Source organism: Jiella pacifica, assembly GCF_010500815.1.
Lineage (GTDB): Bacteria > Pseudomonadota > Alphaproteobacteria > Rhizobiales > Rhizobiaceae > Jiella > Jiella pacifica.
In genome coordinates this window covers 56,052-81,069 of record NZ_JAAAMG010000024.1, presented here as the reverse complement: position 1 = coordinate 81,069, position 25,018 = coordinate 56,052, and the positions used below count along the sequence as shown (strand labels likewise).

Annotated in this window: 23 protein-coding genes; 9 read left to right on the top strand and 14 right to left on the bottom strand. The window is 65.9% G+C overall.

Going from position 1 to position 25,018, the window contains the following annotated elements:
* Window positions 1-305: 305 nt before the first annotated feature.
* On the bottom strand, window positions 306-1,412 hold the full coding sequence (locus tag GTK09_RS22400) for a TRAP transporter substrate-binding protein (protein ID WP_163465625.1): 1,107 nt from the start codon (window positions 1,410-1,412) through the stop codon (window positions 306-308).
* Window positions 1,413-1,484: 72 nt separating this feature from the next.
* Between GTK09_RS22400 and GTK09_RS22395 the strand changes: the two genes are divergently transcribed.
* On the top strand, window positions 1,485-2,891 hold the full coding sequence (locus GTK09_RS22395) for an autotransporter outer membrane beta-barrel domain-containing protein (RefSeq protein ID WP_163465636.1): 1,407 nt from the start codon (window positions 1,485-1,487) through the stop codon (window positions 2,889-2,891).
* A 173-nt stretch (window positions 2,892-3,064) separates the two neighbouring features.
* On the opposite strand, the gene GTK09_RS22390 is transcribed toward GTK09_RS22395, so the two are convergent.
* Window positions 3,065-4,168, bottom strand: a complete 1,104-nt coding sequence (locus GTK09_RS22390; protein WP_163465624.1) for a TRAP transporter substrate-binding protein — start codon at window positions 4,166-4,168, stop codon at window positions 3,065-3,067.
* Between the two features lie 265 nt (window positions 4,169-4,433).
* Here GTK09_RS22390 and GTK09_RS22385 point away from each other — a divergent pair, with 265 nt between their 5' ends.
* On the top strand, window positions 4,434-5,195 hold the full coding sequence (locus GTK09_RS22385) for a gamma-glutamyl-gamma-aminobutyrate hydrolase family protein (RefSeq protein ID WP_163465623.1): 762 nt from the start codon (window positions 4,434-4,436) through the stop codon (window positions 5,193-5,195).
* Between the two features lie 55 nt (window positions 5,196-5,250).
* Here the strand turns inward: GTK09_RS22385 and GTK09_RS22380 are convergent, their stop codons facing one another.
* The 3 genes from GTK09_RS22380 to GTK09_RS22370 form a co-directional block, all read right to left on the bottom strand.
* Window positions 5,251-6,378 (bottom strand): nickel/cobalt transporter, encoded by a 1,128-nt coding sequence (locus GTK09_RS22380; RefSeq protein ID WP_246218066.1) that lies wholly within the window; start codon window positions 6,376-6,378, stop codon window positions 5,251-5,253.
* Window positions 6,372-7,031, bottom strand: coding sequence for a DUF1007 family protein (locus GTK09_RS22375; RefSeq protein ID WP_163465622.1), 660 nt, complete (start codon window positions 7,029-7,031; stop codon window positions 6,372-6,374). Before GTK09_RS22375 ends, GTK09_RS22380 begins: the two co-directional genes overlap by 7 nt.
* Before the next feature lie 86 nt (window positions 7,032-7,117).
* Window positions 7,118-7,630: a L,D-transpeptidase gene (locus GTK09_RS22370; RefSeq protein WP_163465621.1), complete on the bottom strand. Its 513-nt coding sequence runs from the start codon at window positions 7,628-7,630 to the stop codon at window positions 7,118-7,120.
* 240 nt (window positions 7,631-7,870) lie between these two features.
* Between GTK09_RS22370 and GTK09_RS22365 the strand changes: the two genes are divergently transcribed.
* Together GTK09_RS22365 and GTK09_RS22360 are read left to right on the top strand one after the other, a co-directional pair.
* On the top strand, window positions 7,871-8,098 hold the full coding sequence (locus GTK09_RS22365; protein ID WP_163465620.1) for a hypothetical protein: 228 nt from the start codon (window positions 7,871-7,873) through the stop codon (window positions 8,096-8,098).
* The gene (locus GTK09_RS22360; RefSeq protein WP_163465619.1) at window positions 8,095-8,394 is read left to right on the top strand and encodes a type II toxin-antitoxin system RelE/ParE family toxin; all 300 of its coding nucleotides are present in this window, start codon (window positions 8,095-8,097) and stop codon (window positions 8,392-8,394) included. Before GTK09_RS22365 ends, GTK09_RS22360 begins: the two co-directional genes overlap by 4 nt.
* Before the next feature lie 167 nt (window positions 8,395-8,561).
* Here GTK09_RS22360 and GTK09_RS22355 read toward each other — a convergent pair whose 3' ends face one another.
* A complete protein-coding gene (locus GTK09_RS22355; protein ID WP_203561164.1) occupies window positions 8,562-8,975 on the bottom strand; it encodes a DM13 domain-containing protein in 414 nt (137 codons plus the stop codon).
* Window positions 8,976-9,086: 111 nt separating this feature from the next.
* Entirely contained in the window at window positions 9,087-10,049 is a 963-nt protein-coding gene (locus GTK09_RS22350) for a LysR family transcriptional regulator (protein ID WP_163465618.1), read from the bottom strand.
* Window positions 10,050-10,569: 520 nt separating this feature from the next.
* On the opposite strand from GTK09_RS22350, the gene odc2 reads away from it, so the two are divergent.
* Window positions 10,570-11,703, top strand: a complete 1,134-nt coding sequence (odc2, locus tag GTK09_RS22345) for an ornithine/lysine decarboxylase (RefSeq protein WP_163465617.1) — start codon at window positions 10,570-10,572, stop codon at window positions 11,701-11,703.
* Window positions 11,704-11,888: 185 nt separating this feature from the next.
* Window positions 11,889-12,482, top strand: coding sequence for a GNAT family N-acetyltransferase (locus GTK09_RS22340; protein WP_376768042.1), 594 nt, complete (start codon window positions 11,889-11,891; stop codon window positions 12,480-12,482).
* Between the two features lie 185 nt (window positions 12,483-12,667).
* On the opposite strand, the gene GTK09_RS22335 is transcribed toward GTK09_RS22340, so the two are convergent.
* The 6 genes from GTK09_RS22335 to GTK09_RS22310 form a co-directional block, all read right to left on the bottom strand.
* Window positions 12,668-13,318: a hypothetical protein gene (locus GTK09_RS22335; RefSeq protein WP_163465616.1), complete on the bottom strand. Its 651-nt coding sequence runs from the start codon at window positions 13,316-13,318 to the stop codon at window positions 12,668-12,670.
* Between the two features lie 257 nt (window positions 13,319-13,575).
* Entirely contained in the window at window positions 13,576-14,013 is a 438-nt protein-coding gene (locus tag GTK09_RS22330; RefSeq protein ID WP_163465615.1) for an NUDIX hydrolase, read from the bottom strand.
* Between the two features lie 234 nt (window positions 14,014-14,247).
* On the bottom strand, window positions 14,248-15,330 hold the full coding sequence (locus tag GTK09_RS22325) for a D-alanine--D-alanine ligase family protein (protein WP_163465614.1): 1,083 nt from the start codon (window positions 15,328-15,330) through the stop codon (window positions 14,248-14,250).
* Window positions 15,331-15,439: 109 nt separating this feature from the next.
* Window positions 15,440-16,687, bottom strand: a complete 1,248-nt coding sequence (locus GTK09_RS22320; RefSeq protein WP_163465613.1) for a multidrug effflux MFS transporter — start codon at window positions 16,685-16,687, stop codon at window positions 15,440-15,442.
* 139 nt (window positions 16,688-16,826) lie between these two features.
* Entirely contained in the window at window positions 16,827-17,345 is a 519-nt protein-coding gene (locus GTK09_RS22315; protein ID WP_163465612.1) for a MarR family winged helix-turn-helix transcriptional regulator, read from the bottom strand.
* 328 nt (window positions 17,346-17,673) lie between these two features.
* Window positions 17,674-19,836, bottom strand: a complete 2,163-nt coding sequence (locus GTK09_RS22310) for a malate synthase G (protein ID WP_163465611.1) — start codon at window positions 19,834-19,836, stop codon at window positions 17,674-17,676.
* A gap of 178 nt (window positions 19,837-20,014) precedes the next feature.
* Here GTK09_RS22310 and GTK09_RS22305 point away from each other — a divergent pair, with 178 nt between their 5' ends.
* Complete coding sequence (locus GTK09_RS22305) at window positions 20,015-23,479, top strand: hybrid sensor histidine kinase/response regulator (RefSeq protein ID WP_163465610.1); 3,465 nt, start codon at window positions 20,015-20,017, stop codon at window positions 23,477-23,479.
* 197 nt (window positions 23,480-23,676) lie between these two features.
* On the opposite strand, the gene GTK09_RS22300 is transcribed toward GTK09_RS22305, so the two are convergent.
* A complete protein-coding gene (locus GTK09_RS22300) occupies window positions 23,677-24,099 on the bottom strand; it encodes a group III truncated hemoglobin (protein ID WP_163465609.1) in 423 nt (140 codons plus the stop codon).
* A 111-nt stretch (window positions 24,100-24,210) separates the two neighbouring features.
* Here GTK09_RS22300 and GTK09_RS22295 point away from each other — a divergent pair, with 111 nt between their 5' ends.
* Together GTK09_RS22295 and GTK09_RS22290 are read left to right on the top strand one after the other, a co-directional pair.
* Window positions 24,211-24,684: an Rrf2 family transcriptional regulator gene (locus tag GTK09_RS22295; RefSeq protein WP_163465608.1), complete on the top strand. Its 474-nt coding sequence runs from the start codon at window positions 24,211-24,213 to the stop codon at window positions 24,682-24,684.
* Complete coding sequence (locus GTK09_RS22290; RefSeq protein WP_163465607.1) at window positions 24,681-24,980, top strand: DUF6522 family protein; 300 nt, start codon at window positions 24,681-24,683, stop codon at window positions 24,978-24,980. Before GTK09_RS22295 ends, GTK09_RS22290 begins: the two co-directional genes overlap by 4 nt.
* Window positions 24,981-25,018: the final 38 nt, after the last annotated feature.

Here is a 25,018-nt window from a genome sequence, read left to right as displayed (position 1 = left end):
GGAAGGGGCCATGCCAGGGTGCGGTCTGTCTTCTGGACGACCAGGATTCTCCCGGCCTCCTTCCCGCTTCCCACCATACATCAATTCGAACACACAGGATTCTCGGGACGGGGCCCGAGAATGACGAAGCGTCGATGTCACGGGCCACTCCGTCAACGCCGAAGCGCAATCAAATGGCACCGCTGGCCGAGCCCAGACAGGCTCGTCTCGATCTCGCCAAGCCTTTCGAAAACGATCGGCTCCCAAGCCTGCCGCGGCCCGAGCGAGCGCCGCGCTCCCACCATGCAGACGCGCGGCGTTCGTCCTCAGAGCGCGCCGCTGCGCTGCTGGATCATCATGAAGGTGTCGAAGTTGTATTCCGACAGCTGCTCCCAGAGATAGCTTTCGGCCCGGAACGCCGTCTGGCTGTCATAGAGCTTCTTGAACTCCGCGTTCTTGCCGGTGATCTCCTGCATGACCTCCTGCGAAGCCTCGAAGCTCGCCTGCATGATCTCCTGGGTGAAGGGGCGGAGCTGTGCGCCCGCGCCGACGAGGCGTTTGATCGCCTTGGGATTCTCCCAGTCGTAGGTGGCCAGCATGTGGCCGTTGGCCGCCTCGCAGGCTGCCTTGACGATGGCCTGATAGGGCTTCGGCAGCTCGTTCCACTTGTCGAGGGTGATCATCGCGTGGGTCGCCGCGCCGCCCTCCCACCAGGCGGGGTAGTAGTAGTAGGGCGCGACCTTCACGAAGCCGAGCTTCTCGTCGTCATAAGGGCCGACGAATTCCACCGCGTCGAGGGTGCCCTTTTCCAGCGACGCATAGATGTCGCCGGCAGGGATCTGCTGCGGCACCACGCCGAGCTTGGCCATCACCTGGCCAGCAAGACCCGCGATGCGCATCTTCAGGCCCTTCATGTCGTCGACGGAGTTGATCTCCTTGCGGTACCATCCGCCCATCTGGGCGCCGGTATTGCCGGCGGGCCGCGCGAAGATCCCCTGCTTTTCGAAGAACGCGTCCAGAAGTTCGTTGCCGCCGCCCTGGTCGAACCAGGCGTTCTGCTGGCGGGCATTCAGCATGAACGGCACAGTCGTCCCGAAGGCGAAGGCCGGATCCTTGCCGACGTAGTAATACGAAGCCGTATGCCCCATCTCGACGGTGCCGTTCTGCACCGCGTCGAGCACCTGGCCGCCCGGCACGATCTCACCGGCGGCGAAGGTCTGGATCTCGAATTGGCCGTCGGTCATCTCCCTAACATAGTCGGCAATGTACCTGGCTGCGCCGAAGAGAGCCGGGAGAGAATTCGGGAAGGACGAGATGCAACGCCACTGGAGCTTCGGATTGCCCTGGGCGATGGCCGGGGCTGCGAGCGTCGCTGCCGCACTGACGCCGGCGGCACCGGTGGCGACACCGCGGATGAATTTGCGTCTGTCCATGATGGTCTCATTCCCTGAAAAGGCGACGCCGCCCAACGGGCGGCGCACGGATTCGATCATCGGGCGAAGCCGATTTCCGGCGCGACCATATGCACCGCTGACGAAAAAGCAACACGAGCCGGCAGAGCGGCGAATTGCGGCACCGTCGAAGCCGGGACACTCACCAATCCCGACCTGAGCTACGTCATCCTGACCGCTGGCGGCGGCGTCTCCGGCACGTTCGACGGCCTGACGGCCGACGAAGACTTCGTCTTCCTCGACCCGGCCCTCACCTATGCGGCAACGAGCGTCACCCTCGGCCTCGACCGCAATGGCACGAGCTTCGCCAGCCTCGCCGAGACGGACAATGGCCGCAATGTCGCAGAAGCGCTCGACAAGGCAGCTTCGGGCGATCTCTTCGATGCCCTCCTGCGCCAGACGACGGCAGCAGACGCCGCCCGCGCCTTCGAACTCGCCTCGGGCGAGGTCTATGGCGGGGTCGGCAGCGCGCTGATCACCTCCGGGCTTCTCAGCGACGACCTCGTCCTGGCCCATCTGCGGGCCCTCGATGCCCGGGCGAGCGCCGCTCGCGGCGTGGCGCCGCTCGCCTACGACGAGACCGCCGATGCCGGCGGGCGCTTCTCGAGCTTCGGCGCTCCCGTCGCCGGAGAGAGCCGCGGCAATCTCGGCGCCTGGGCCGCCGGCTACGGCGACTGGACGCGCTTTTCCGGCGACGGCCTTGCCGACGTCGACAGCGCCACCGGCGGCTTCCTCGCCGGTCTCGACGGCGAGATCGGCGGCTGGGCGGTCGGCATCGCCGGCGGCTATGCCCATACTGACATCGACGCGGACGACCTGCTCAGCTCCGCCGATGCCGACAGCTACCAGGTCACCCTCTATGGCGGACGCAGCTTCGGTGCCCTCAATGTCGGCCTCGGCGGCGCCTATGCCTATCACGACATCGAAGCGTCGCGCTCCGTCGTCTTCCCGGGCTTCTCCGACAGCCTTGCCGCCGACATCGACGCCGACAGCCTGCGGCTGTTCGGCGAGGTCAGCTACGACATGATGCTCGGCGGAATTGCCGCACAGCCCTTCGCCGGCCTTTCCTGGACGCATCTTTCCGTCGACGACTTCACCGAAACCGGCGGTGCCGCCGCGCTTTCGAGCGACGGCTACGACCAGGACCTGGGCGCCTCGACCCTCGGCGTCAGGCTCGCGACCTCCTTCGAGGCGAACGGCATGACGGTCTCGCCGCGGGCGACCCTCGGCTGGCGCCACGCCTTCGGCGACACCCAGCCGGACGTTGCGCTCTCCTTCGTCGACACCGGCGCCGATTTCAGCGTCAGCGGCGCGCCGATCGCCAAGGATGCGGCGATCGTCGAGGCGGGCGTCGACGTGGAGGTTGCGCCGAATGCGACCCTTGGCATCAGCTACCGCGGCAACTTCGGCGACGACGCCAACAGCAACGGCGCGACCGGTCGCTTCGCCGTGAAGTTCTGAGCAGCGGGGTCCAGGCGGATCGCGGGCTCGATCCGCCGCCCTCGCGCTGCCGACGCCGAGCTGTAAGGCATCTGCCAACGAAACGGGCCGCCCCGAAAGGAGCGGCCCGTTTCGTTTGCTGTCGGGAACTGTCCGGCGCGCGCCTTTCGGCGCAGCGCCTTCGACGGCTTTTCTCACAGGGTACCGTTGCGCTGCTGGATCATCATGAAGGTGTCGAAGGTGTATTCCGACAGCTGCGCCCAGAGATAGGCGTCCTTCTTGAAGGCCAGCTGGTTGTCGTAGATCTCCTTGAACGGCGCGTTCTTCGAGGAGACGTCCGCATAGACCTCCTTCGCCGCGTCATACGAGGCCTGCATGATCTCCTGGCTGAAGGCGCGAAGCTGCGCGCCCTGATCGACCAGCCGGCGGATCGCCTGCGGGTTCTTGTAGTCGTAGGAGGCGAGCATGTCGTTGTTGGCCGCCTGGGCGGCCGTTCTCAACAGCGACTGGTACTTCGGCGGCAGGCCATCGTACTTTTCCTTGTTGATGAAGGTCGCCACGGTCGGGCCGCCTTCCCACCAGCCGGGATAGTAGTAGAAGGGCGCGACCTTGACGAAGCCGAGCTTCTCGTCGTCATAGGGGCCGACCCACTCGGCGCCGTCGATGACCCCCTTTTCGAGCGAGGGATAGATGTCGCCGCCGGCAATCTGCTGCGGCACCACGCCGAGCTTCGACATGATCTGGCCGGCAAGACCGGCGATGCGCAGCTTCAGCCCCTTCAGATCGTCGAGCGTGTTGATTTCCTTGCGGTACCAGCCGCCCATCTGGACGCCGGTATTGCCGGCGGGGAAGCCGACGAAGCCTTGCGTGGCGTAGAACTTGTTCATCAGGTCGATGCCGCCGCCATAATAGTGCCAGGCATTGGTCTGGCGGGCGTTGAGGCCGAAGGGAATGGCCGCGCCGAGGGCGTAGGTCACGTCCTTGCCGACGTAGTAATACGGAACCGTATGACACATCTCGACCGTCCCGGACGAGACGGCGTCCGCAGCCTGCAGACCGGGAACGATCTCGCCGGCGGCGAAGACCTGGATGTCGAAATTGCCGTCGGTCGCCTCGCGGACATATTTGGCGATCGTCTCGCCGCCGCCATAGATCGTGTCGAGCGACTTCGGGAAAGACGAGGTCATCCGCCAGGAGATTTTCTCGTTCTCCTGGGCGATGGCGGGTGCGGCGAGCGTGGACGCGGCGGCAGCGCCGGCGCCGATGCCCGCTTTGGTGATGAATGTACGACGATCCAAGATAGAACTCCTCCCAAGTGTCGGTTCCCCGGCCTCTCCTCAGCCGGGACACTGCGGCCGCGATCGCCGCCACCCTTTGTGTTTAACTTTCCGGGCGGCCGATGAAAAGCCGGCCTTCGGCAATCGGGGCGGGTATTTGCGGGTGAGTATTCGCCGGCCTCGTCGAACAAGCGGCTGGCCTCGACCGGCCTGCCCGGGCACCGTCATACCTTTGCTCCGCAGGGCGGACAGGCTATGTGGCAAGACGACATCCGGAAGGCCTGCCATGTCCACCTCTCTCCCTCCCCTCGTCGCCGTGCCGGCCGACGTCCGCGATTTCCAGAACTATCGCTGGCATGCCAGCCCGGACACCTATCTGAAGGCGCTCGCCCGGGTCGCGGGAGTCGTGCCGGTGATCGTTCCGGCGATGACCAGCGAGTTCGACATCGCCGCGATCCTCGATCGCGTCGACGGTGTCCTCACCACCGGTTCGGCCTCCAACGTCCATCCGGCGCGCTACGGCGCCGAGCCGAGCCCCTCCTACGAGCCGTTCGATCCAGACCGCGACGACCTCACCGACCGGCTGATCGCGGAAAGCCTCAACCGCGGCCTGCCGCTGCTCGCCATCTGCCGCGGCCATCAGGAGCTCAACGTCGCCTTCGGCGGGACGCTGGAGACCGAGATCCAGGAATTCGACGGGCGGATGGACCACCGCGCCATCACCCACGAGGACCAGCGCGAGCGCTATGCGACACGCCACGAGGTGGCGATCACGCCCGGCGGCCTGCTGGCCTCGATCGTCGGGCCGGGGCCGATCCGCGTGAATTCGCTGCACCGCCAGGCGATCGATCGCCTCGGCGACGGCCTGCGCGTCGAGGCGAGCGCCCCCGATGGAACGGTCGAGGCGGTTTCGGTGGCGGGCGCGAAGAGCTTTGCGCTCGGCGTCCAGTGGCATCCGGAATTCTGGGCCGAAACGGACGGACCGTCGGCAGCGATTTTCGAGGCCTTCGGCGAGGCATGCCGGGGCTATCGAGATCGCCGCGGCTGATCGGCGATCTCATGCCAACGGGCGAGACGCCGACGCGTCCGCCCGTTCAAGCCGATCAGAGCGTCGTCAGGGCGCCGCCGAGAAGTCCGATGCCGACGACGGTCAGGAGCAATGCTCCGACGATTTCGAGGCCAAGGCCGACGAGCGCGGCGCGTCGGGCATGCCGCCCTGCCCGCTCGATGGCGCCACGCGTCGCGACGGCGAGGGTCGCCAGGGCCGACACGGTGATCGCGGTACCCAGCGACATGGCAAGCACCGAGACGAGACCGCCGAGATAGAGCTGGTTGAGCAGCGCGAAGGTGAGGACGACGATCGCCCCGGCGCAGGGCCGCAGCCCGACGGAGGCGATGAGGGCGGCGGCGGTCTTCAGCGTCAACGGTTCGCGCAGCCTCTCCGGCGAGGCGATGTGCGCCCGGCCGCAGGCGCAGTCGTCCGCGGTCTCGGTGCAGACGACGCCGACCGGTAGCGCCTCGGCGGCGCGCATCGTCGGCGCCCGCGTCTCGGCCGGCGCCGCAAAGGCCAAGGTCCCGCCTGCCGCGCTCGGCCGCGGCGCGAAGACGCCGGAGCGCAGGCGCGACATCCGCTCCGTCAGCCGCCAGCGGCGCCCGAGCTTGGCCGCGGCGCGGGCGAGGAGATAGAAGCCGAACAGCGTCACCATGGCGTAGGAGGCGATCTCCAGCCAGTCGGTGGCGTCGGTCATCGAGATGCCGGTGCCGCGCAGGAGATACCAGCCGGCGCCGACGACGAGGATGGCGCTGACGGCCTGAAGCAGCGAGGAGGCGAAGGCGAGCGCGATGCCGCGCCGCAGCTGCGCCCGACTCGCCAGCATGTAGGAGGAGATGACCGCCTTGCCGTGGCCCGGTCCCGCGGCGTGGAAGATGCCGTAGGCAAAAGACAGGCCGGCCAGGAAGACAAGCGCCCCCTCGCCCCGCTTCAGCCCGATCAGCGCTTCGCGAAGCGCCGAGAAGAACTCGCGCTGGCGGGCGGCGATCTCGATGAACAGCGCCGAGAAGATGCCGTTGCCGGGCGCGGTGACGGGGTCGGACGTGCCGATCCCGATCGAGGAGCGGGCGAAGGCGGGATCTGCCGCGAAACAAACCGCCAGGCAGAGGGCGACGAGGAAGACGGGTCGGATCGCGGCCGAGGCGGGCCGCGGGCGAAACGCTGGCGTCGGCATCAGCATGAAACCTCCAGCCGCGTCGCCAGGATGTCGGCATAGACGTTGGCCTGGTCCTGCGGCACCGCCTCGTCGGTACCAAGGCCTGCGATCGTGTTCATCCAGTTCTTGGCCGCCTCGTCCTCGTCCGGGACGTAGAGCTTCTTGCCGCAGGCCGACGGCAGGTCGATCAGCTGGAAGTCTTCGGCACCCTTGAAGTCGAACGCGACGAAGAAGCTGTCGTCGAAATTCGACACCTTGACCTTCTGGCGCGCCAGATCGATCGGATCCTTCAGCGGCATCTCGAAGAAGAAGATCAGCTGCCCGTTCTCGAACAGCGTGTGCATCTTCTGCGGAGCGACCAGCTTGGCGTCCTGGCCATCCATCTCGACGAAGGTGTAGAAATTCCACTCGGCGATCGAGGTGCGCACCGTCTCGCCGACCGCGTCGAGTTCGTCGGGATCGAGCGTGCCATTGGCGTTCTTGTCGAAGTCGACGACGACCGAGGAGGAAAACAGCTCGTCCATCCGCCAGACGTTACGCACGGCCGTCATCTGGCCCGCGGCGTTGCCGACGATCTCGACATGCGGCTCGACGAATACATGCGGGTGGGCCGCGGCCGACGTCGCGGCCGAAACCAGGCCGAGAACGATCGACAGACCGATCAGGCGACTTGCCAAGGACGATTCCCCCTTCTTCCCGGAAGATGGAAGAGCGGAAAACAATGGCCGAAGTTTGGAAGGGCCGGCCGTCGGGACCGCGCGTCTCAGCGCTCGACGATCACCTGCGCGCCCACATGGACGCGCTCGTAAAGGTCCTTGACGTCGGCGTTGCGCATGCGGAAGCAGCCGGCCGAAGCTGCACTGCCGATCGAGCGGGGCGAATTGGTGCCGTGGATGCGATAGGTCGTCCAGCCGAGATTCATCGCCCGCTCGCCGAGCGGGTTCTTCGGACCGGGGCCGACGGACTGCGGCAGGCTCGGCTTTTTCGCCCGCATGTCCGGCGTCGGCGTCCAGGTCGGCCGCGGCCGCTTCATCGACACCCAGCTCCGGCCGAACCACTGTTCGCTCGGCTTGCCGACGGCGATGTCGTATTGCAGGGCGCGGCCGTTGCCGGTGAGAAGATAGAGCTTGCGCTCCGAGGTCTTGATGACGATCGTGCCGGGATCGCCGCCAGCGTCGAAGACGGTCTCCTGCGGCCCGCCCTTGGCGAAAGCCGGCGCGGCGAAGGACGCCGAAATGGCGATGGCAAGGACGGTGGCGGCGAGAGAATGGCGCATGGCGAGACCGTGGCACGGGGATTCTGAACGCCCCGTTAAGGGCACGTCGAGGCCGGGATTGGGCCACGATTTCGCGACCTGCACAATTGCCGAAAGCGACTTCGACGACCTTTGATCGGCGCGTGATGCCGACAGGTGACGATCGATCCCCCATTTGTCGATCGTGGCCGGAAGCCGAGCGGCCGTCGCCGACGTCGATCGCGCTTTTCGGCAACCGCGTTCTGAGGCATGATGTCGGGCATGACCGATCTTTTGGAAAAAGCCGTCGAAGCCGCGCGCAGGTTGCCGCCCGAAGCGCAGGATGACATCGCCCGTTTGGTGCTCGTCCTGTCGGGTGAGATCGTCGAACCCGTCGCGGTCAATGCCGAGGATCGCGACGCCATATTGCGAGGGCAGCAGGCGGCCCTTCGCGGAGATTTCGCCAGCAGTGACGAGATCTCGGCACTCTGGGCGAAACACGGTCTGTGAAAGTCCGTTTCTCGACACCTGCTTTCCGTGAGCTGTCGGAGATTCTCGACCACTTATCCGCGCATTCCTCGATGGGCGCGCGACAAGTTGCCGCCAGGATCCGAACCATGGCGGGTCAGCTCGGTCGCCAGCCGTTCAGCGGGGTAGAGACGGAAGTTCCAGGGATACGTCGTCTCACCACCGTCCCATATCCCTATCTGCTCTTCTACGAGGTCCACGCCACGGAGATCGTCATCGTCGCGATCCGGCATGGCGCCCGTGATCCGGGCATCTTGCCGTCGAAACGAACGCCCTGAATTAGGAGCAGCACCGCGTCGGCAGGTCCGCACGGCTCTGCCAAAGATCCAGTCATGCCGCCACCAGACGACGGGTCGCACCAAACGCAGGAATACTGCTCTCCGACGGAAGACCGAACTCCGCCGCTTCCCTCGGTGCAGAAGTCGTGGACGAGGCTCTGGGCGGCCTACTCGATCTTCGCCATGCCGCGCGGCACGGCGAACTCTTCGCACCAGATCCACACCTCGTTATAGGCGGCGGGATCGAAACCGGCGGGCATCGCGTAGGACTGCGCGCCGTTCGCCGCCTTCAGCGGCCCGATCAAAGTCTTCGGATCGTAGCCGTCATGGCCGAAGGCAACCTTCGGGTCCGGTGCGCCGTCGAAGGAGAAGTCGGGGCCGAAGTTGATCACGGCCCCGCCCTCGCCGCTGACAATGGTCACGGCACCCGAGACCTCGTGGCCGCTGACACCGGTGAACCGGCCGGACTTCAGCGTCTCGGCAAAGGCCGCACCGGAGAACCCGGCAAATGCGATGATGAAGCAAACGATGGCGCCGAGCGGGACGACGCACCGTGCAACGGGCATGGTCGAGACGATCACGGATCTCTCTCCTGGTCTTCATGCCCCAGACGAGTTTCGCACGTCCCTCAGGATTTGAAACGCCCCGCCGCAATTTTTCTCCCCTTAGGACAGAACGCCCTCAGACCGGCCTCACGCCACGCGGTCGGCCTGCGCGGCATCCGAATTGTCGGGCCTTTGCACCGTCTCGCCCGCCCGCCGGCTGCATTTCTTGAACCACTCCGCCAGGTAGTCGACGAAGACGCGGACCCGCGCCGGCAGATGGCGGCGATGGGGAAAGACCGCGTAGATCCCGGCTTCGCTGGACATGTATTCGTCGAGGACGGTGACGAGCCGGCCAGCTTCGAGATCGGCGCGAACGACGAAGGAGGGGCTGAGCGCGAAGCCGAGGCCGGCGAGCGCCGCGGCGCGCACGGTGACGGGGCTGTTGGCGGTGAACTGGCCGGAGACGGCGACGGAGATCTGCTCCTGGGTCGCAGGATCGCGAAACATCCAGTTGGAGAACATGCGGGAATTGGAATCGACCACTGCCGGATAGTCGACGAACTCGCTCGGATGGCCGGGCTTGCCGAGCCGCGCGACCAGATCCGGGCTCGCGACGATGACGAAGTCGAGCGAGGCGAGCCGGCGCGCGATCATCGCCGAATCATTCAGCCGGGTCATGCGGATGGCGACGTCGAACCCCTCCTCGACCAGATTGACGAAACTGTCGTCGAGATGGATGTCGAGGCTGATGTCCGGAAAGGCCTTGGCGAAATCGACGAGGCAGTGGCCGAGTTCGGCGTCGCCGAAAGTGCGGGCGGCCGAGACGCGGATGCGTCCCTTCGCCTCGCCCGTCGCCTCGCGCGCCTCCTCGTTCAAGCTTTCGAGATCGGCGAGAATCACCCCTGCGCGGCGCACATAGACCTCGCCGGCGGCGGTGAGCGCGATCTGCCGGGTCGTCCGATTGATCAGGAGGACGCCGAGTTCGTCTTCGAGTTCGCGAACGTATTTCGACAGAAGCGCCTTCGAGCGTCCGGTCTTGCGAGCGGCGGACGAAAAGCCCTCGTTTTCCACGACGGCGAGAAAAGCCCGCATGCGAGTCAGCGTGTCCATGGCCCGAGCTTGCTCCAAGCTTGAGAAAGTGGCCGCAAATCCGCAACCCTTCTCCTTCCTTCAACGCCGGCGGCAAAAAATCAACCGTGAGCCGCCGCGGCTCTTGCGTATGACAAAAACTCGTCATACATCGCGACTTGCCCCATGTCGCACGTGCCTGTGGGCGTCCCACGGTCCTCAGATGCGAGGGTAGCCGTGACGGTACCTGGACGTAACACACCCAGTCGATTTCGCGAGCCGCGCGATATCGAGGACGCCTTGAAGCAACGACGGTCCGGGCCTTTCTGGTCTCTCCTGGTCTCCACAGCCGGGAATACTGAAGAGGCACACCATCCTTGCCTGAAGTGCGGCGGGTTCAAGCCCTCCAAACCATGGCAGACGAAAGCGGAATGCTCGCGTCCTTGCGCGGGTTTCCGACCAAGTCGCGTCGCGAAACCGTGACTCCCGCCAGGCGTTCAGCCATCGGGGGAGCGGTGACGTACGCTCCCTGTCGACCCCCTTTGGTCCCTCGGAGGCACCCATGGTCACTCAGCGCATCACCGATTTCCTCGCCACCCGACGTCCGGACGGCCCTTGCCTCGTCGTTGACCTCGACGTCGTCGAGGAGAATTTTCGCGCCTTCCGTCGCGCCCTGCCCGACAGCGCCATCTTCTATGCGGTGAAGGCCAACCCGGCGCCGGAGATCCTCAAGCTCCTCGCCTCGCTCGGCTCGAACTTCGACTGCGCCTCTGTCGCCGAGGTCGAGATGGCGCTGAACGCAGGCGTCACGCCCGCCCGCATCTCCTATGGCAACACCATCAAGAAGGAGCGCGACGTCGCCAAGGCCCACGCGCTCGGCGTGTCGCTCTACGCCGTCGACTGCGTCGAAGAGGTCGAGAAGATCGCCCGTTCGGCGCCCGGCGCCCGCGTGTTCTGCCGCGTGCTGACCAATGGCGAAGGCGCCGAGTGGCCGCTGTCGCGCAAGTTCGGCTGCGTTCCGGCGATGGCCGTCGACGTCCTCTCCGAGGCCAACCGCCTCGGCCTGAAGGCCACCGGCGTCTCCTTCCATGTCGGCTCGCAGCAGACTGACACCAACGCCTGGGACGCGGCGATCGCCGACGCCAAGTTCGTCTTCGACGCCCTGGCCGAAAAGGGCATCGTGCTCACCCTCGTCAACATGGGCGGCGGCTTCCCGACCCGCTACCTGAAGGACGTGCCGGCCTCTTCGGCCTATGGCCAGGCGATCTTCAACAGCCTGACCAAGCACTTCGGCAATCAGCTGCCGGAGACGATCATCGAGCCGGGCCGCGGCATGGTGGGCGACGCCGGCGTCATCAAGACCGAGGTCGTGCTCGTCTCGAAGAAGTCGAAGGCCGACGAGAACCGCTGGGTCTTCCTCGACATCGGCAAGTTCGGCGGCCTCGCCGAGACGATGGACGAGGCGATCCGCTACCCGATCGTCACGCCGCGCGACGGCGACGAAATGGAACCCTGCGTGCTGGCCGGCCCGACCTGCGATTCGGCCGACGTGATGTACGAAAAGACGCCCTACCCGCTGCCGGTCTCCTTGACCGTCGGCGACGAGCTTCTGATCGAGGGCACCGGCGCCTACACGACGACCTATGCGTCCGTCGCCTTCAACGGCTTCGAGCCGCTGAAGTCCTACGTGATCTGACGGTGGCCATGACCGACCCCCGCAACCTCCGACGATGGGAAGGGCGAAGACCGCCCTTCCGGTCCGGCGCAGACCGCCTCTCGAAGCCGTAAGCTTCGACAGGCGCGGCGCCGGGCTGTTTCGCCCGCGCGCCGCAAGCGGCACGCATTCCTTCAACCTCCTTCTCTGAGTTTCAGGAGGTTTTCGTGACCGCATTCGTCTCCTCGTCCGCCTTTGCCGACGCCATCCCCTTCGCCGCCATTCTCGGCGAGGTGCGCGACCATGTGCCCGCCAGGGAAGCGCTCCTCGACGCAGCCATGGGCCCCGGCCGCACCCGCAAATCCTCCGAGCAGATCCGCGCCGGGCGGCTGCCGGCCGAAGGGCTCGCCTTCTCGGCCCTCAGCCCGGACGGTTCGCTGGTCGGCACCGTGCGTCTGTGGAACGTTTCGGCCGGCACGAAGGACGGCGCCGGCGTTCCTGCGCTCCTCCTCGGCCCTCTCGCCGTTTCCCCGGAGAGCCAGGGCACCGGCCTCGGCAGCCTGTTAATGCGCTGCGCCATCGCCGAAGCGGCAAGGCTCGGCCACGGCGCGATCATCCTCGTCGGCGATCCGGAATATTACGTTCGCTTCGGCTTCTCCGCGGACAAGACCGGGGCGCTTTCGATGCCGGGCCCGTTCGAGCCGCGGCGCCTGCTGGCGTTGGAACTTACCGAAGGGGCACTGGACGGGACTTTCGGGGTCATCGCGCCGACGGGACGATTCGCGCTGGAAGAGCTGTCGCAGATGGTTATGGCGGCATAGTCGAGCGCAGAAGTGGCCGCCTCGGCGGCGACTTCCCCTCCCGCCGTCTTCCCCGGACACCGAGCTTTGGCGACCGACCGCCCCGCCAGCGGGGCGCGCCGTCCATCGGAACCAGCCCCCGGCATCAGCGGCAGGGGCTCGCCTGGCCTGGTGCGCAGGCCGGGATCAGTCGGACGACCGGGCGATCACTCAGGCAGGTCGAACCCGAACCTCGTGAGCCATTCGTCGGTCCATGCGCTGAATGCGGCCTCGGCAGGGGGCGATCCGGCATCGGACCAAAGACCCGTCTCACCGCTCTGCCTCGCGCTGAGGAGCGCGGCGTGCGCCGTATGGAAGTCGTCCATCATCGACTGGTAGGTGCTGTTACCATTGATGTCGGCGATGTTCTCGATCATGCCGCCGCCGGTAAACTTGAAGCCGACGACGAATTCGCCCGCGGAAAACTCTCCGCGATTGTCGCGGATGGTGGTGCCGATCGCGTTGACGATCGCGTTCTCCAAGGTGATTCCGGCATTCTTGCTCTGCTCGGCCTGGACCTTGGCGGCAAATTCCTCGCCGTTTTCCGCGATCAGCTTCTTCAGCGTGTCCTTGACCTGCGGGTCGCTGGACTGGAACAGGTCGGAGTCGAGATAATCGAGAGCGGCCTGAACGACCCCGTCCTGCTTTTGCTTCCCATCCCACAGTCCGTTGTTGATGGAGGAGGAAGCCTGGAGCCGGACGCCACCGGTCTCGCCGGAGACACCCGTCGCAGCCGCCAGGATGGCGTCCGGGGCGGAAGCCTGATCGCCGGCCGTTGCGGCCGTGGTGGAAGGGCTTGCCTGCTGCAGGATCAGCACGGCGGCGCTGTTCGTGGACGCGACGGAAGTCATGGCATGCTCCCTGGCAGTGCACCCCTTCGCCCTGCACGGCAAGGCGGTATCTGGAACGACGGGGTCGCGCCCGCCTCGATCTGCGAACTGCAGATCAGCCGCAGGGTAACTTCGTACTGCTAACGAACCAATAATTGCAGATTTCATCCGCTTCAGCTGGGCATCCGGGAAGAGATGCTTGCGATGGCCTGCCGCGATCGTGGGGCCCTGCCGCCTCGCCGGAATCAGTCCTTGCGACCGCTGGAGAGATCGAGGATCGCCGGGGTCGAGCGCAGCAGCGCCTTGAGATCACGCTCGTCGACCAGTTCCGCCGCTTTGGCGGGGCAGTGCCATTCGCGCCGCCGCTGGGCCATTTCCGGCCATTCTTCGCGCAGAGCGGCGACGGACAACGGATAGACGCGGACTCGGCAGGGAAGTTCGCCGTCCTTGTCGTAGTGGTACTCGCCGACCGCCTTCTTGCCGATCTTTCCGTCGATACCGGCCTCTTCGAACGCCTCGATCCGCGCGGCTTCATGGGGTCGGCGCCCCTTCATCGGCCAGCCTTTCGGTAGCACCCAGCGGCCCGTGTCCCGGGACGTGATGAGGAGCAGTTCCAGCTTGCCATCCGGATTGGTCCAGTAGGGTAAGGCCGCCACCTGCTGCCGATGCTTTCGCTTTTTCATTCGCTCTCTGGATGCCTTATCGTCCGCCGTCGTCCCTAAAGTCCTCCCTATATAGGTCGGGTGCCGGGTATTGGATCATAAACCACTTCAGGAATTCGCGTTTCGGGGGGAGAAGGCAGGACTTTTCTCGCGATCCCGCCACATCGCGGGGACGAAACCTCGTGGCAACGCCCGCAGGCGATGCCGACGCGCCGGGTGCCAGAGAAGAATGGGCGGTCCTGCCGATGCCTCCGATCAGCCCCCGAACGCTGCTTCTGCCCTCGCCAACCCATGGGCGATCAGCCGGTCGATGACTTCGGCATAAGGAACGCCACTCGCTGCCATCACCTTGGAATACATGCTGATGTCGGTGAATCCGGGGATGGTGTTCAGCTCGTTGACGAGCATCTGCATCTCGGCGGTGACGAAGAAGTCGACCCGCGCCATCCCGTCGCATCCGACCGCGCGGAAGGCTCGCGCCGCGAGATCCTTCAGCCGCGCCTCGACCTCTTCCGGCAGATCGGCCGGAACGATCAGGAGCGCGCCGGTCGCGTCGAGATATTTGGCCTCGTAGCTGTAGAAGCCGTGGCTCTGCGCCGGCACGATCTCGCCGGGGCGCGAGACGGTGAGGCTGCCGTCCGGGTTTTCCAGGACGGCGAGCTCGATTTCCCGGCCGGCGACGAATTCCTCGGCGAGGAGCTTGCGATCGTGGCGAAAGCCTTCCTCGAGCGCGCCGGCGTACTCCTGGCTGGCTTCGACCTTGCGCACGCCGACCGAAGAGCCCTGCCGCGCCGGCTTGAGAAAGATCGGAAGGCCGAGCGCGGCCTCGAGCTCGGCAAATCGCGGCGGTGCCTCCGCCCTGATCGTCACGGACCGGGCGACGGGGATGCCCGCTTCCCGCAAAAGCCGCTTGGCGACGTCCTTGTCGAGGGCCGTTGCCGAGCCGAGGATACCGCATCCGGCAAGCGGCACCATCGCCACCTCGCAGAGCCCCTGGACCGCACCATCCTCGCCGGGAAGGCCGTGGAGCACGGGAAAGACCACGTCGATTTTTGGCAAAGGCGATGCGCTGCCGTCGCTCGACAGTGCAACCGCCCGGCCTCGCCCGCCGGCGAGCAGGCAGAGTTCGGCTCCGGTCTCCGGTGCCTCGATGTCGCCTCCGTCGTCTTTCGCCAGCAGCCACCGACCCTCGCGGCCGACGAACACGGGGACGACGTCGTATTTCGCCGGGTCGAGGGCAGCCAGGACGTTGGCCGCCGAGCGAAGCGAAACTTCATGTTCGGCCGATCGCCCTCCGTAGAGGACGGCGACCCGCAAACGATCCGGCGTTGGCACCATGGCGGCCTCCTGTCGAAATTCTCGCCGCCCCGATGCAGGCCAGCCCGTGGCGAGACTCTTTAGCGTCAGAATGGCGAGAGCGCGACCGGCCTTCCGCCCCCCGAAGTGCCTATTCCGCGGCTCCCCCGCCCCGACCTTCGCGCGGCATCGGCGGCGCCGGGATTTCCGGCCGTGGTTCGGGCTCGGCAAGATGGGGATGGCTGCGATAGACGAGATAGGCGGCGATGGCGACGAAGCCGAGGCCGGGAATGACGATCTGCGTCGCCAGCACCGGCTCGCCGATCAGTGCGCATATCGCCCCGCCGAGAAGGCCCGAACCCATCTGGATGAAGCCCATCATCGCCGCCGCAGCCCCGGCCATGTGCGGGAACGGCGCGAGCGAAGCCGTGGTCATCGCCGGCATCACGAGCGCGATGCCGAAGGCATAGAAGGCGACGGGCCCCATGATCGAGACGTAGCTGACGTCTAAGATGGCAATCGACAGCACCATGGCCGTCGCGCCGATGCCGATGAGGCCGAGGCCGAAGGGAACGAGCCGATAGGCGCCGAAGCGGGCCATCAGAAATCTCGCCGCCACCGAGCCGGCGAAGAAGCTGCCCGACTGGGCCAGCATGCCGATGCCGTATTCCGTCGGGGTCAGCCCCGCCACGTCGATGAGCACGAAGGGCAACACCGTCGCGAGCGTATAGAGCGCGCCGACCGAACCGGCGACGGTGAGGCTGGTTGCCAGAAAATGTCGGTTCGAGGTCAGTTCACCATAGGCGGCAAGGATCGCCTTCGGGCGGATGCGGGACGGATCGGGCATGATCGTCTCACGCATGAAGCCAATGGTGACGCCGATCACGGCGAGCCCGAAACCGGCCATCATCAGAAACAGCGAGTGCCAGCCGGCGACGTCCAGCATCAGCCCGCCGATGGTCGGCGAGACGGCCGGCCCGATCGCCAGGATGATGCCGATCGTGTTCATGATTCGCGACGATGTCTCGCCGGTGAACTGATCTCGGACGATTGCCCGGGCCGTGGCGACGCCGACCGACGCGCCGATCCCCTGGAGAAGTCGCGCCGCGATCAATACGGAGATCGATGGCGCGTACACGGCAAGCAACGAGCCCGCCAGATAGATCACCATGAAGGCGATGGTGGTGACCCGCCGGCCGTAGGCGTCCGAAAACGGGCCGCAAATCAGCTGGGTGAAGGCGAAGCCGGCAAAGTAGAGCGCCAGCGAGAGCTTCACGAGCCCGTCGGTCGTCGCGAACTCGGCCACGAGGGTCGGCATCGCCGGCGTGTAGAGCGCCAGCGAGATCGGCCCGATGGCGACGAGGCAACCGCCGATGATCGATGTGCGGCCCTCGGACATGCCGACGGCCGTTGAAGCGGGGGAAGCCAATAGGAAATCCGTTCGGACGAGGTTTCTCACCCACCCTTATAAACTTCTTCCGCCTCCGGAAAGCGAGACACTTCGCCGAAATGGCCGAACCGTTGTCGCAGCGGTCGCTTCAGGCGGTACGGAATATCCATTCTGCCGCCCGACCCTCGCGGTTGGGCACGACCGCCGGATCGTCTGCCAGGATCTGCGGGTCGCTCGTCAGGTTCCGCCTGATCCTCGTCAGCAGCTGGGATATCGCTTCACGCTCCTCGTCGCTGAAGCCGGCGGTCAGCCGTTCGTACATCGCGCCGGCGATCGGCCGGATCTCCTCGAAGACGTCTGCCGCCGCCTGGGTGGTGTTCACGACCTTGGCCCGACGATCGTTCTTGTCCACGGTGCGGACGATCAGGCTGCGATTTTCGAGCCTATCGAGATAGGCCGACATGGTCATCGGCTCGACGCCCATGCGTTCGGCCAAGACGGCCTGCCGCGACCCCTCGAACCGCCACACGTAGATGAGCGCGCGGATCTCACCCGGTGTGAGCGAGAGCCCCGCTTCGACCACCGCACGTTCGAAATCCTGACGAAACAGACGCGCCACGTCGACAAGAAGGAAACCGAGCGGATTGCTTGAGGTGAGTTTTGGCATCTACCAACTTTCAGTCATTTTCCGTAAGCGACGCGACGTCACGAGGAACTGTGTTCCAAATCAGGAGTACTATGAAAAGCATACACCCGATTCATGTGGTATGCATAATTTTTCAATCAGCACTGCGTCGCAATGCGTCGAAATGACACACGATTTTCCGATTCAAAACATGACAAAACCGGTCGAATATTAATGCAACCATTTAAGCATATAACTGTACTGAAATGGGATTTCGCGGGAAACGAAACGAGCAGCCATACCGGTCGGCCGGTACTGGCTGCTCGTGATCATCACTTGTTCGAAGATCCCACCGGAAGCGGGTGGCCCCTCAGCGCGCCTTCTTCTCGAGCCGGCGGCGATGGAGAATGGGCTCCGTGTACCCCGAGGGTTGCACCCGTCCCTCGAAGACGAGGTCGCAGACCGCCTGGAAGGCGATGGACTCGTCGAAACGGCCCGCCATCTTCTCGTAACTCGGATCGGCGGCGTTCTGTGCGTCGACCTTCGCCGCCATCTCCTTCATCGCCTCCATCACCTCGGCCTTGGAGACAACGCCGTGGTGAAGCCAGTTGGCGAGATGTTGGGAGGAAATGCGGCAGGTGGCGCGGTCCTCCATCAACCCGACGTCGTTGATGTCGGGGACCGTCGAGCAGCCGATGCCCTGGTCGATCCAGCGCACGACGTAGCCGAGGATCCCTTGCGCGTTGTTGCGGATCTCGGCCTTGATCTGCTCCTCCGGCCAGTTCGCGCGATTGGCGAGCGGAATGGTGAGAATGTCGGCGAGGAGCGCCCGCCGCCCCTTGGCGGCGATCGCCTCCTGCCATGCCAGGACGTCGACGCGGTGATAGTGGGTCGCGTGCAGCGTCGCCGCCGTCGGGCTCGGCACCCAGGCGCAGTTGGCGCCGGCCTGCGGATGGCCGACCTTCTGGGCGAGCATGTCGTGCATCTTGGCCGGCGCCGCCCACATGCCCTTGCCGATCTGCGCCTTGCCGCGGAAGCCGCAGGCCAGCCCGACGTCGACGTTCCAGTCCTCGTAGGCGCCGATCCAGGTACGGTCCTTCATCACGGTCTTGCGGACCATCGGCCCGGCTTCCATCGAGGTGTGGATCTCGTCGCCGGTGCGGTCGAGGAAGCCGGTGTTGATGAAGAACACCCGGTGCTTCGCCGCACGGATGCACTCCTTGAGGTTGACCGTCGTGCGGCGCTCCTCGTCCATGATGCCCATCTTCAGCGTGTAGCGGTCGAGCCCGAGCGCGTCCTCGACCCTGGTGAAGATCTCCGACGCAAATGCGACCTCGTCCGGCCCATGCATCTTCGGCTTGACGATGTAGACGGAGCGGGCGCGGGAATTGCGAATGCCGCCGGTCTTCTTGAGATCATGAATGGCGATCATCGACGTGATCATCGCGTCCATGATGCCTTCCGGCACGTCGGACCCGTCTTGAAGCCGGATCGCCGGATTGGTCATCAGGTGACCGACGTTGCGGATCAAAAGCAGCGACCGGCCCGGCAGCGTGAAGGGCGTCGCATTCGCGCCGAGATAGTCGCGGTCGGGATTGAGACGGCGGGTGACAGTCTGGCCGCCCTTCTGAAATTCTTCCGAGAGGTCGCCCTTCATCAGACCGAGCCAGTTCCGGTAGACCGCCGTCTTGTCCTCGGCATCGACCGCGGCGATCGAATCCTCGCAATCGCAGATCGCCGTGACCGCCGATTCCATCAGGACGTCGGCGACCTTCGATCGGTCGTTCTTGCCGATCCGGTGCTCGGGATCGATCGAGACTTCGGCGTGCAGGCCGTTGTGCTTGAACAGGACGGCCGAGGGCGAGGCCGGGTCGCCGCGATAGCCGGCGAAGGCCAGCGGATTCTTCAGCCGCGCCTTCTTATCCCCGGCATAGGTCGCAAGCAGCGTCTCGCCGTCGACGGAGTAGGCCTCGACGTCGATGTGGGAGATCCGGTCGAGCGGCGCGACGCCGTCGAGGAAACTCTTCGCCCAGGAGACGACGCGGGCCCCGCGGGCCCGGTCGTAGCCCTTGCCCTCCGGCGCGTCGCCCATGGCGTCGGTGCCGTAGAGCGCATCGTAGAGCGAGCCCCAGCGCGCGTTCGCCGCGTTCAGCGTGTAGCGGGCGTTCATCAGCGGGACGACGAGCTGCGGGCCCGGGATCAAGGCGATCTCCGGATCGACATTGGCGGTTTCGATCCGGAACTCCGGCCCTTCGGGCACGAGATAGCCGATCTCGCGAAGGAAGGCCTGGTATTCCTTCATGTCGATCGACTTGCCGCGGCGCTCGCGATGCCATTCGTCGATGGCGCTCTGCAGCTTTTCGCGCTCGGCCAAAAGTGAACGGTTCTGCGGCGCAAGCGAATTCAGGATCTCGGAAAAGGACGACCAGAAGGCTTCCGCCTCGATTCCGGTGCCGGGCAGAGCCTCCTCATCCACGAAACGCTTCAGAACGTCTGCGACCTTCAGGCCGTGAACTTCGATCATTTCAGGCATTCATGTCCTCCAACGGTGCGTCTTTTCCGCAGATCGGCCATGGCAGGCTCGAAGTCAATCAAATCGCCGGCACCACATCCGCCCACAGCCCCGGCCTTGCGCTCGCCTCCAGGCTGTGGCGATGTCGAGGAAAGGCCGATGCCGCCGCCTCTGCGGCGGCTTGCCGGAAGGGTCGCGTTTGCACAGTGGTCTCGTCGCCCTCGTGGCGATCGCCTATCTGCTCCTGCTCTTCGCTGTCGCCTGGTGGGGCGACCGGCGCGCCGCGGCCCGTCCGGCCGAGGCGAGCCGCCCGGCCGTTTACGCACTTTCGCTCGCGGTCTACTGCACGTCATGGACGTTTCTCGGCTCCGTCGGCGTCGCCGCCCGCGAGGGTTTCGCGTTCCTGGCGATCTATCTCGGCCCGATCCTGGTCTTCCTGCTGGCCCCCGGCTTCATCGAGCGGATCGTCCGGCACGCGAAAGCCGAGAAGATCACCACCGTCGCCGATTTCATCGGCTCGCGCTACGGCAAGAGCCCGGCCGTCGCGGCGCTCGCCACCGTCATCGCGCTGGTCGGCACGGTGCCCTACATTTCCCTGCAGCTGAAAGCGATTTCCACCAGCGTCGCCACCCTCGTCTTCCATTACCGGCCCAATCTCGACGTCCCGCCGCTGTTCGGCGACCTCGCGCTCCTGATCGCCACCGTCCTCGGGCTGTTCGCCATCCTTTTCGGCACGCGCCATGCCGACGCGACCGAGCATCAGGACGGGCTGGTCCTCGCCGTCGCCATGGAGTCGCTGATCAAGCTCGGCGCCTTCCTCGCCGTCGGCATCTGGGCGACCTTCATCCTGTTCGATCCCGCCGACCTCTGGCACGCCGCCACGGCGAGCCTCGCCGTCGAGACCGCCTTCGCCACCCCCTTCGGCGGATCCTTCTTCGCCAGCTTCGGGCTGTCGGCGCTCGCCATTCTGCTGCTGCCGCGACAGTTCCACATGACCGTCGTGGAAAACCGCACCCGCAGCGAAATCCGGCGGGCGCGCTGGCTGTTTCCGATCTATCTCGTCGCGATCAACGTCTTCGTCGTGCCGATCGCCGCCGCCGGTCTCATCCGGCTCGGCCCGCAGTTCGACGCCGACCTCTACGTCCTCGCCTTGCCGCTGTCGGCAGGCTCGGACCTTTTGGGATTGGTCGCATTCATCGGCGCCTTGTCGGCGGCGACCGCCATGGTCATCGTCGCCAGCGTCGCCCTCTCCATCATGATCTCCAACGACCTCGTGCTGCCCTGGCTGCTGAAGCGCCGGGACCGAAGCGACGCCAGCACGGGCGACGAGACCAGGATCATTCTCCGGGTTCGCCGCTCGGCGATCCTCGTCATCGTCTTCTTCGGCTACGTCTACTACCGCTCTGCCGGCGACGGCGCCGGCCTCGCCTCGATCGGGCTGCTCTCCTTCGCCGCCATCGCCCAGCTTGCCCCGGCGCTCATCGCCGGCCTCTACTGGAAGCGAGCCAACGCCCGCGGCGCTCTCGCGGGGCTTTCGGCCGGCATCGCGATCTGGGCGCTGACGCTGCTCCTGCCGACACTCGGCATCGACGTACTGCCCCTGGCGTCTCCACCGCAAAGTGGTGCCGGCCCGTGGATCGACCCGCTGCTCTTCGGCGTCGTCCTGTCGCTGTCGGCCAATATGGGCGGGCTCGTGCTTGGCTCGCTCAGCCGTCCGCCCAAGCCGCTCGAGCGGATACAGGCGGCCGTCTTCGCCGATCGCGACGGTTTTACGGCGATGCCCGGCCGGCGCACGCGCGCCGACGTGCGCGTCGCCGACCTCAAGGCGACCATCGCCCGCTATCTCGGCGCGCAGCGCATGGAACGCGCCTTTTCGGCCTTTGCGAGCAGCCACGACGGCAGCCTCGACGATCGAGAGACGGCTGACGGCAGGACGATCAACTTTTCCGAGCAACTGCTCGCCTCGGCGATCGGCTCGGCATCGTCCCGGCTCGTCCTGTCGCTGTTGTTCGAGCGCCATGCCGATTCCAGTCGCACGGCCCTGCAGCTTCTCGACGACGCCTCCGAGGCGCTCCAATACAACCGTGATCTCCTGCGTATCGCGCTCGACCAGGTCGATCAGGGCCTCGCCGTCTTCGACGGCGACTTCTGCCTGACCTTCTGGAATCGCCAGTTCCGAGACCTGATCGGTCTTCCGCCCGAATTCGGCCAGGTTGGAACACCGCTGACTGCCGTCTTCGACCAGTTGTTGCGCGACGGCGAGATCGACGCCGGCGAATACGCCGCGAGCTTCGACCAGCTGACGCTTCCGCCCGCCCAGCGGCAGATCGCCTTGCGCCAGTCCGGCCGGACCATCGAGATGCGCGTCAACACGATGCCGGACGGCGGCCTCGTCGCGACGATCTCGGACATGACCGAACGGGTCCGCCGCGCCGCCGCTCTCAGAGAGATCAACGAGACGCTGGAGGAGCGGGTCCGCCGCCGTACCGCCGAATTGACGGCGGCCAATCGCGACCTGGCCGAGGCGCGCCGCGCTGCCGAGGCCGCCAACCTGTCGAAGACGCGCTTCCTCGCCGCCGCCGGTCACGACATCCTGCAGCCACTCAACGCCGCGCGTCTTTACGCCTCGGCGCTGGAACAACGGCACGGACGCTCGCCCGGCGCCGAGCTCGCCGGCAACATCGGCTCCTCGCTGGAAGCCGTCGAGGCGATCATCGGAGCCGTGCTCGACATCTCCCGCCTCGACGCGGGCGGCATGGAAGCCAAGCCGAGCGAGTTCCAGCTGCAGCCGCTGCTCAAGCAGATCGAGACCGATCTCAGGCCCCTCGCCGAGGAAAAGGGCCTGTCGCTGCGGTTCATCGAGACCAGCGTCGCGGTGCGATCGGACCGCCACCTGTTGCGCCGGTTGGTGCAGAACCTCGTCTCCAACGCCGTGAAATATACGCGGCAGGGCAAGATCGTCGTCGGTGTGCGCCGACGCGGCCCGGACCGGGTCGACCTCGAGATCGCCGACAGCGGCATCGGCATTCCCGACGACAAGCTCCAGACGATCTACGGTGAGTTCGTTCGGCTCGACGAGGGAACCCGGACCGCCAGCGGCCTCGGCCTCGGCCTGTCGATCGTCGATCGGATCGCCCGCGTCCTCGACCACCAGCTCTCGGCGCATTCGCGCCACGGCCGCGGCACCTCGTTCCGCGTCGGCCTGCCGCTCGCCGAACCGAAATTCGAGGCCTTGGCGTCGTCGGCCTCGCTGCGGACGCCGATGGGCCTCACCGTCGACGGGACGCGGGTGCTTTGCATCGACAACGACGGCGCCATCCGCGACGGCATGAAGGCGCTTTTGTCCGGCTGGGGATGCAGGGTCGAGGCCTTTGTCTCCGCGGGGGAAGCGATTGCAGCGCTTTCGTCCTCCGAGTTCAAGCCCGAACTGGCGCTCGTCGACTACCATCTCGACGAAGGCAGCGACGGGCTCAAGGCGATCGCCGAGATCAGGCGCCGGCTCGACCCGGGGCTCGTCGCCATCCTGATCACCGCCGATCGGTCCGCTACGGTCCGCGATCAGGCGCTGGCGCTCGGCGTCCAGGTGCTGACGAAGCCGTTGAAACCAGCCTCGCTGAGAGCGGCGATGGCCAGCGTCCTGCAGCGCCGGGAGGCGGCGGAATAGGTGGCGGCCGAGGCCGCGGCATGCCGGTTGCCGAGGCTGCTCCGCCGGCGGCGCTTCCCGTCCCAAGCCCGGTGACGAGGGTCGTCCATGAAGCATCCATGACGGCTTGATCCGGCCTGGTCTTTCGGCTTCTTGCAAGTCTTCAATTTTGCAAGAAGGCTGGCTTGAACGGTCGATTTCAATTTGCTGCAATCGGCTCAGGCCGATCGCGCGGCCTGCCGCTCCACAACCGCGAGGTCCGGCCGGAAGAACAGCCCCGCCTTGATGCTCTCGGCGATCCGGTCGGCCTTGAGCTGAAGGAGAGCGGCGGCCTCCGTCGGAAAGCGGCTGGCGGTCGTCTCGTGCCAGATCGCCAGCCAGCGGTCGAACATCGAAGGATCGATCGTCTCGGCGTGGCGCAGGTGGGCCGCGAACGGGTTGCCCTTGTAGCGGCCGGTCCCCAAGATCACCGACGACCAGAATGCCGTCAGCCGCTCCAGATGCGCCGGCCAGTCACCGATTGCGCCTTCGAAGATGGGACCGAGAACCTCGTCCTCGCGCACTTTGGCGTAGAATGCCCGAACGAGGCCGCGTAGCGCCTCCTCATTCAGTGTTGCCAGTTGCTCCGACGGTGTCTGCATTGGGGCCTCTCCAAACATGCATACTAAATACATGTTAAAACGGCCTTATCGCCCCTGGACAAAAGATGCACGAAAAATACATGTTTACAACGGAACGTGCGAACCGACCCGATGCGACTGACCCGCTACACCGACTATTCCCTGCGTGTGCTGATCTACCTCTCGGCCCGACCCGACCGGCTGTGTTCGATCGCAGAAATCGCCGAGGCTTACGGCATCTCGCATAACCACCTGACCAAGGTGGTGCACGAACTCGGCAAGGCCGGCTACGTCACGACCCTGCGCGGCCGCGCCGGCGGCATCAGGCTCGCCAAGCCCGCCTCCTCGATCCGGATCGGCGAGATCGTCCGGGCGACGGAGGACGGGTTCGATCTTGCCGACTGCCGGAACTGCGTGATCGCCCCGGCCTGCGGGATGACCGGCGTGCTCGGCGAAGCGGTCGGGGCGTTCCTGTCGGTGCTCGACCGCTATACTTTTGCGGATCTGCCGAAACGGGAAATCGATATCCTCTCCCTGTTCCCATTGGCCGAAGCTCCCGCGACGGCCGGGCGGATCGCGGCGGGGAAAATCGAGGCATCGCGATGAAGCCGACCGCTGACCTGGTGCCGGGCGCGGTAATGGATGACGCCCGGCCGGCTGGCGACGACGACCTGGAGGTCGACGGCGCGCAGATTGCTCAGGCATTCGGCATTCCGGCCGCGTTCTTCATCGCCGAGATGCGGCGAGGCAATGTGCACGCGACGGTCGAGCGCGGCATCGATGCCGATATCGGGCACTACCGCCTCACGTTCCGCTATCGCGGCCGCAGCCTGCGGTTTCACTTGCCTCCCGATGGGGCGCTGTCTTTGGCGAGCCCGAACGATTTCTGCGCACCCGAATGAGGTCCGCTTGGATTGCCTCACACGGTGCGGTCCTCTCG

Bases quoted from the DNA above. Each gene is read 5' to 3' on its own strand.
- GTK09_RS22400 (WP_163465625.1), bottom strand. From the start codon at position 1,412: ATGGACAGACGCAAATTCATCCGCGGTGTCGCCACCGGTGCCGCCGGC.
- GTK09_RS22385 (WP_163465623.1), top strand. From the start codon at position 4,434: ATGTCCACCTCTCTCCCTCCCCTCGTCGCCGTGCCGGCCGACGTCCGC.
- GTK09_RS22380 (WP_246218066.1), bottom strand. From the start codon at position 6,378: ATGCTGATGCCGACGCCAGCGTTTCGCCCGCGGCCCGCCTCGGCCGCG.
- GTK09_RS22370 (WP_163465621.1), bottom strand. From the start codon at position 7,630: ATGCGCCATTCTCTCGCCGCCACCGTCCTTGCCATCGCCATTTCGGCG.
- GTK09_RS22365 (WP_163465620.1), top strand. From the start codon at position 7,871: ATGACCGATCTTTTGGAAAAAGCCGTCGAAGCCGCGCGCAGGTTGCCG.
- GTK09_RS22350 (WP_163465618.1), bottom strand. From the start codon at position 10,049: ATGGACACGCTGACTCGCATGCGGGCTTTTCTCGCCGTCGTGGAAAAC.
- odc2 (WP_163465617.1), top strand. From the start codon at position 10,570: ATGGTCACTCAGCGCATCACCGATTTCCTCGCCACCCGACGTCCGGAC.
- GTK09_RS22330 (WP_163465615.1), bottom strand. From the start codon at position 14,013: ATGAAAAAGCGAAAGCATCGGCAGCAGGTGGCGGCCTTACCCTACTGG.
- GTK09_RS22325 (WP_163465614.1), bottom strand. From the start codon at position 15,330: ATGGTGCCAACGCCGGATCGTTTGCGGGTCGCCGTCCTCTACGGAGGG.
- GTK09_RS22320 (WP_163465613.1), bottom strand. From the start codon at position 16,687: ATGTCCGAGGGCCGCACATCGATCATCGGCGGTTGCCTCGTCGCCATC.
- GTK09_RS22315 (WP_163465612.1), bottom strand. From the start codon at position 17,345: ATGCCAAAACTCACCTCAAGCAATCCGCTCGGTTTCCTTCTTGTCGAC.
- GTK09_RS22310 (WP_163465611.1), bottom strand. From the start codon at position 19,836: ATGCCTGAAATGATCGAAGTTCACGGCCTGAAGGTCGCAGACGTTCTG.
- GTK09_RS22300 (WP_163465609.1), bottom strand. From the start codon at position 24,099: ATGCAGACACCGTCGGAGCAACTGGCAACACTGAATGAGGAGGCGCTA.
- GTK09_RS22295 (WP_163465608.1), top strand. From the start codon at position 24,211: ATGCGACTGACCCGCTACACCGACTATTCCCTGCGTGTGCTGATCTAC.
- GTK09_RS22290 (WP_163465607.1), top strand. From the start codon at position 24,681: ATGAAGCCGACCGCTGACCTGGTGCCGGGCGCGGTAATGGATGACGCC.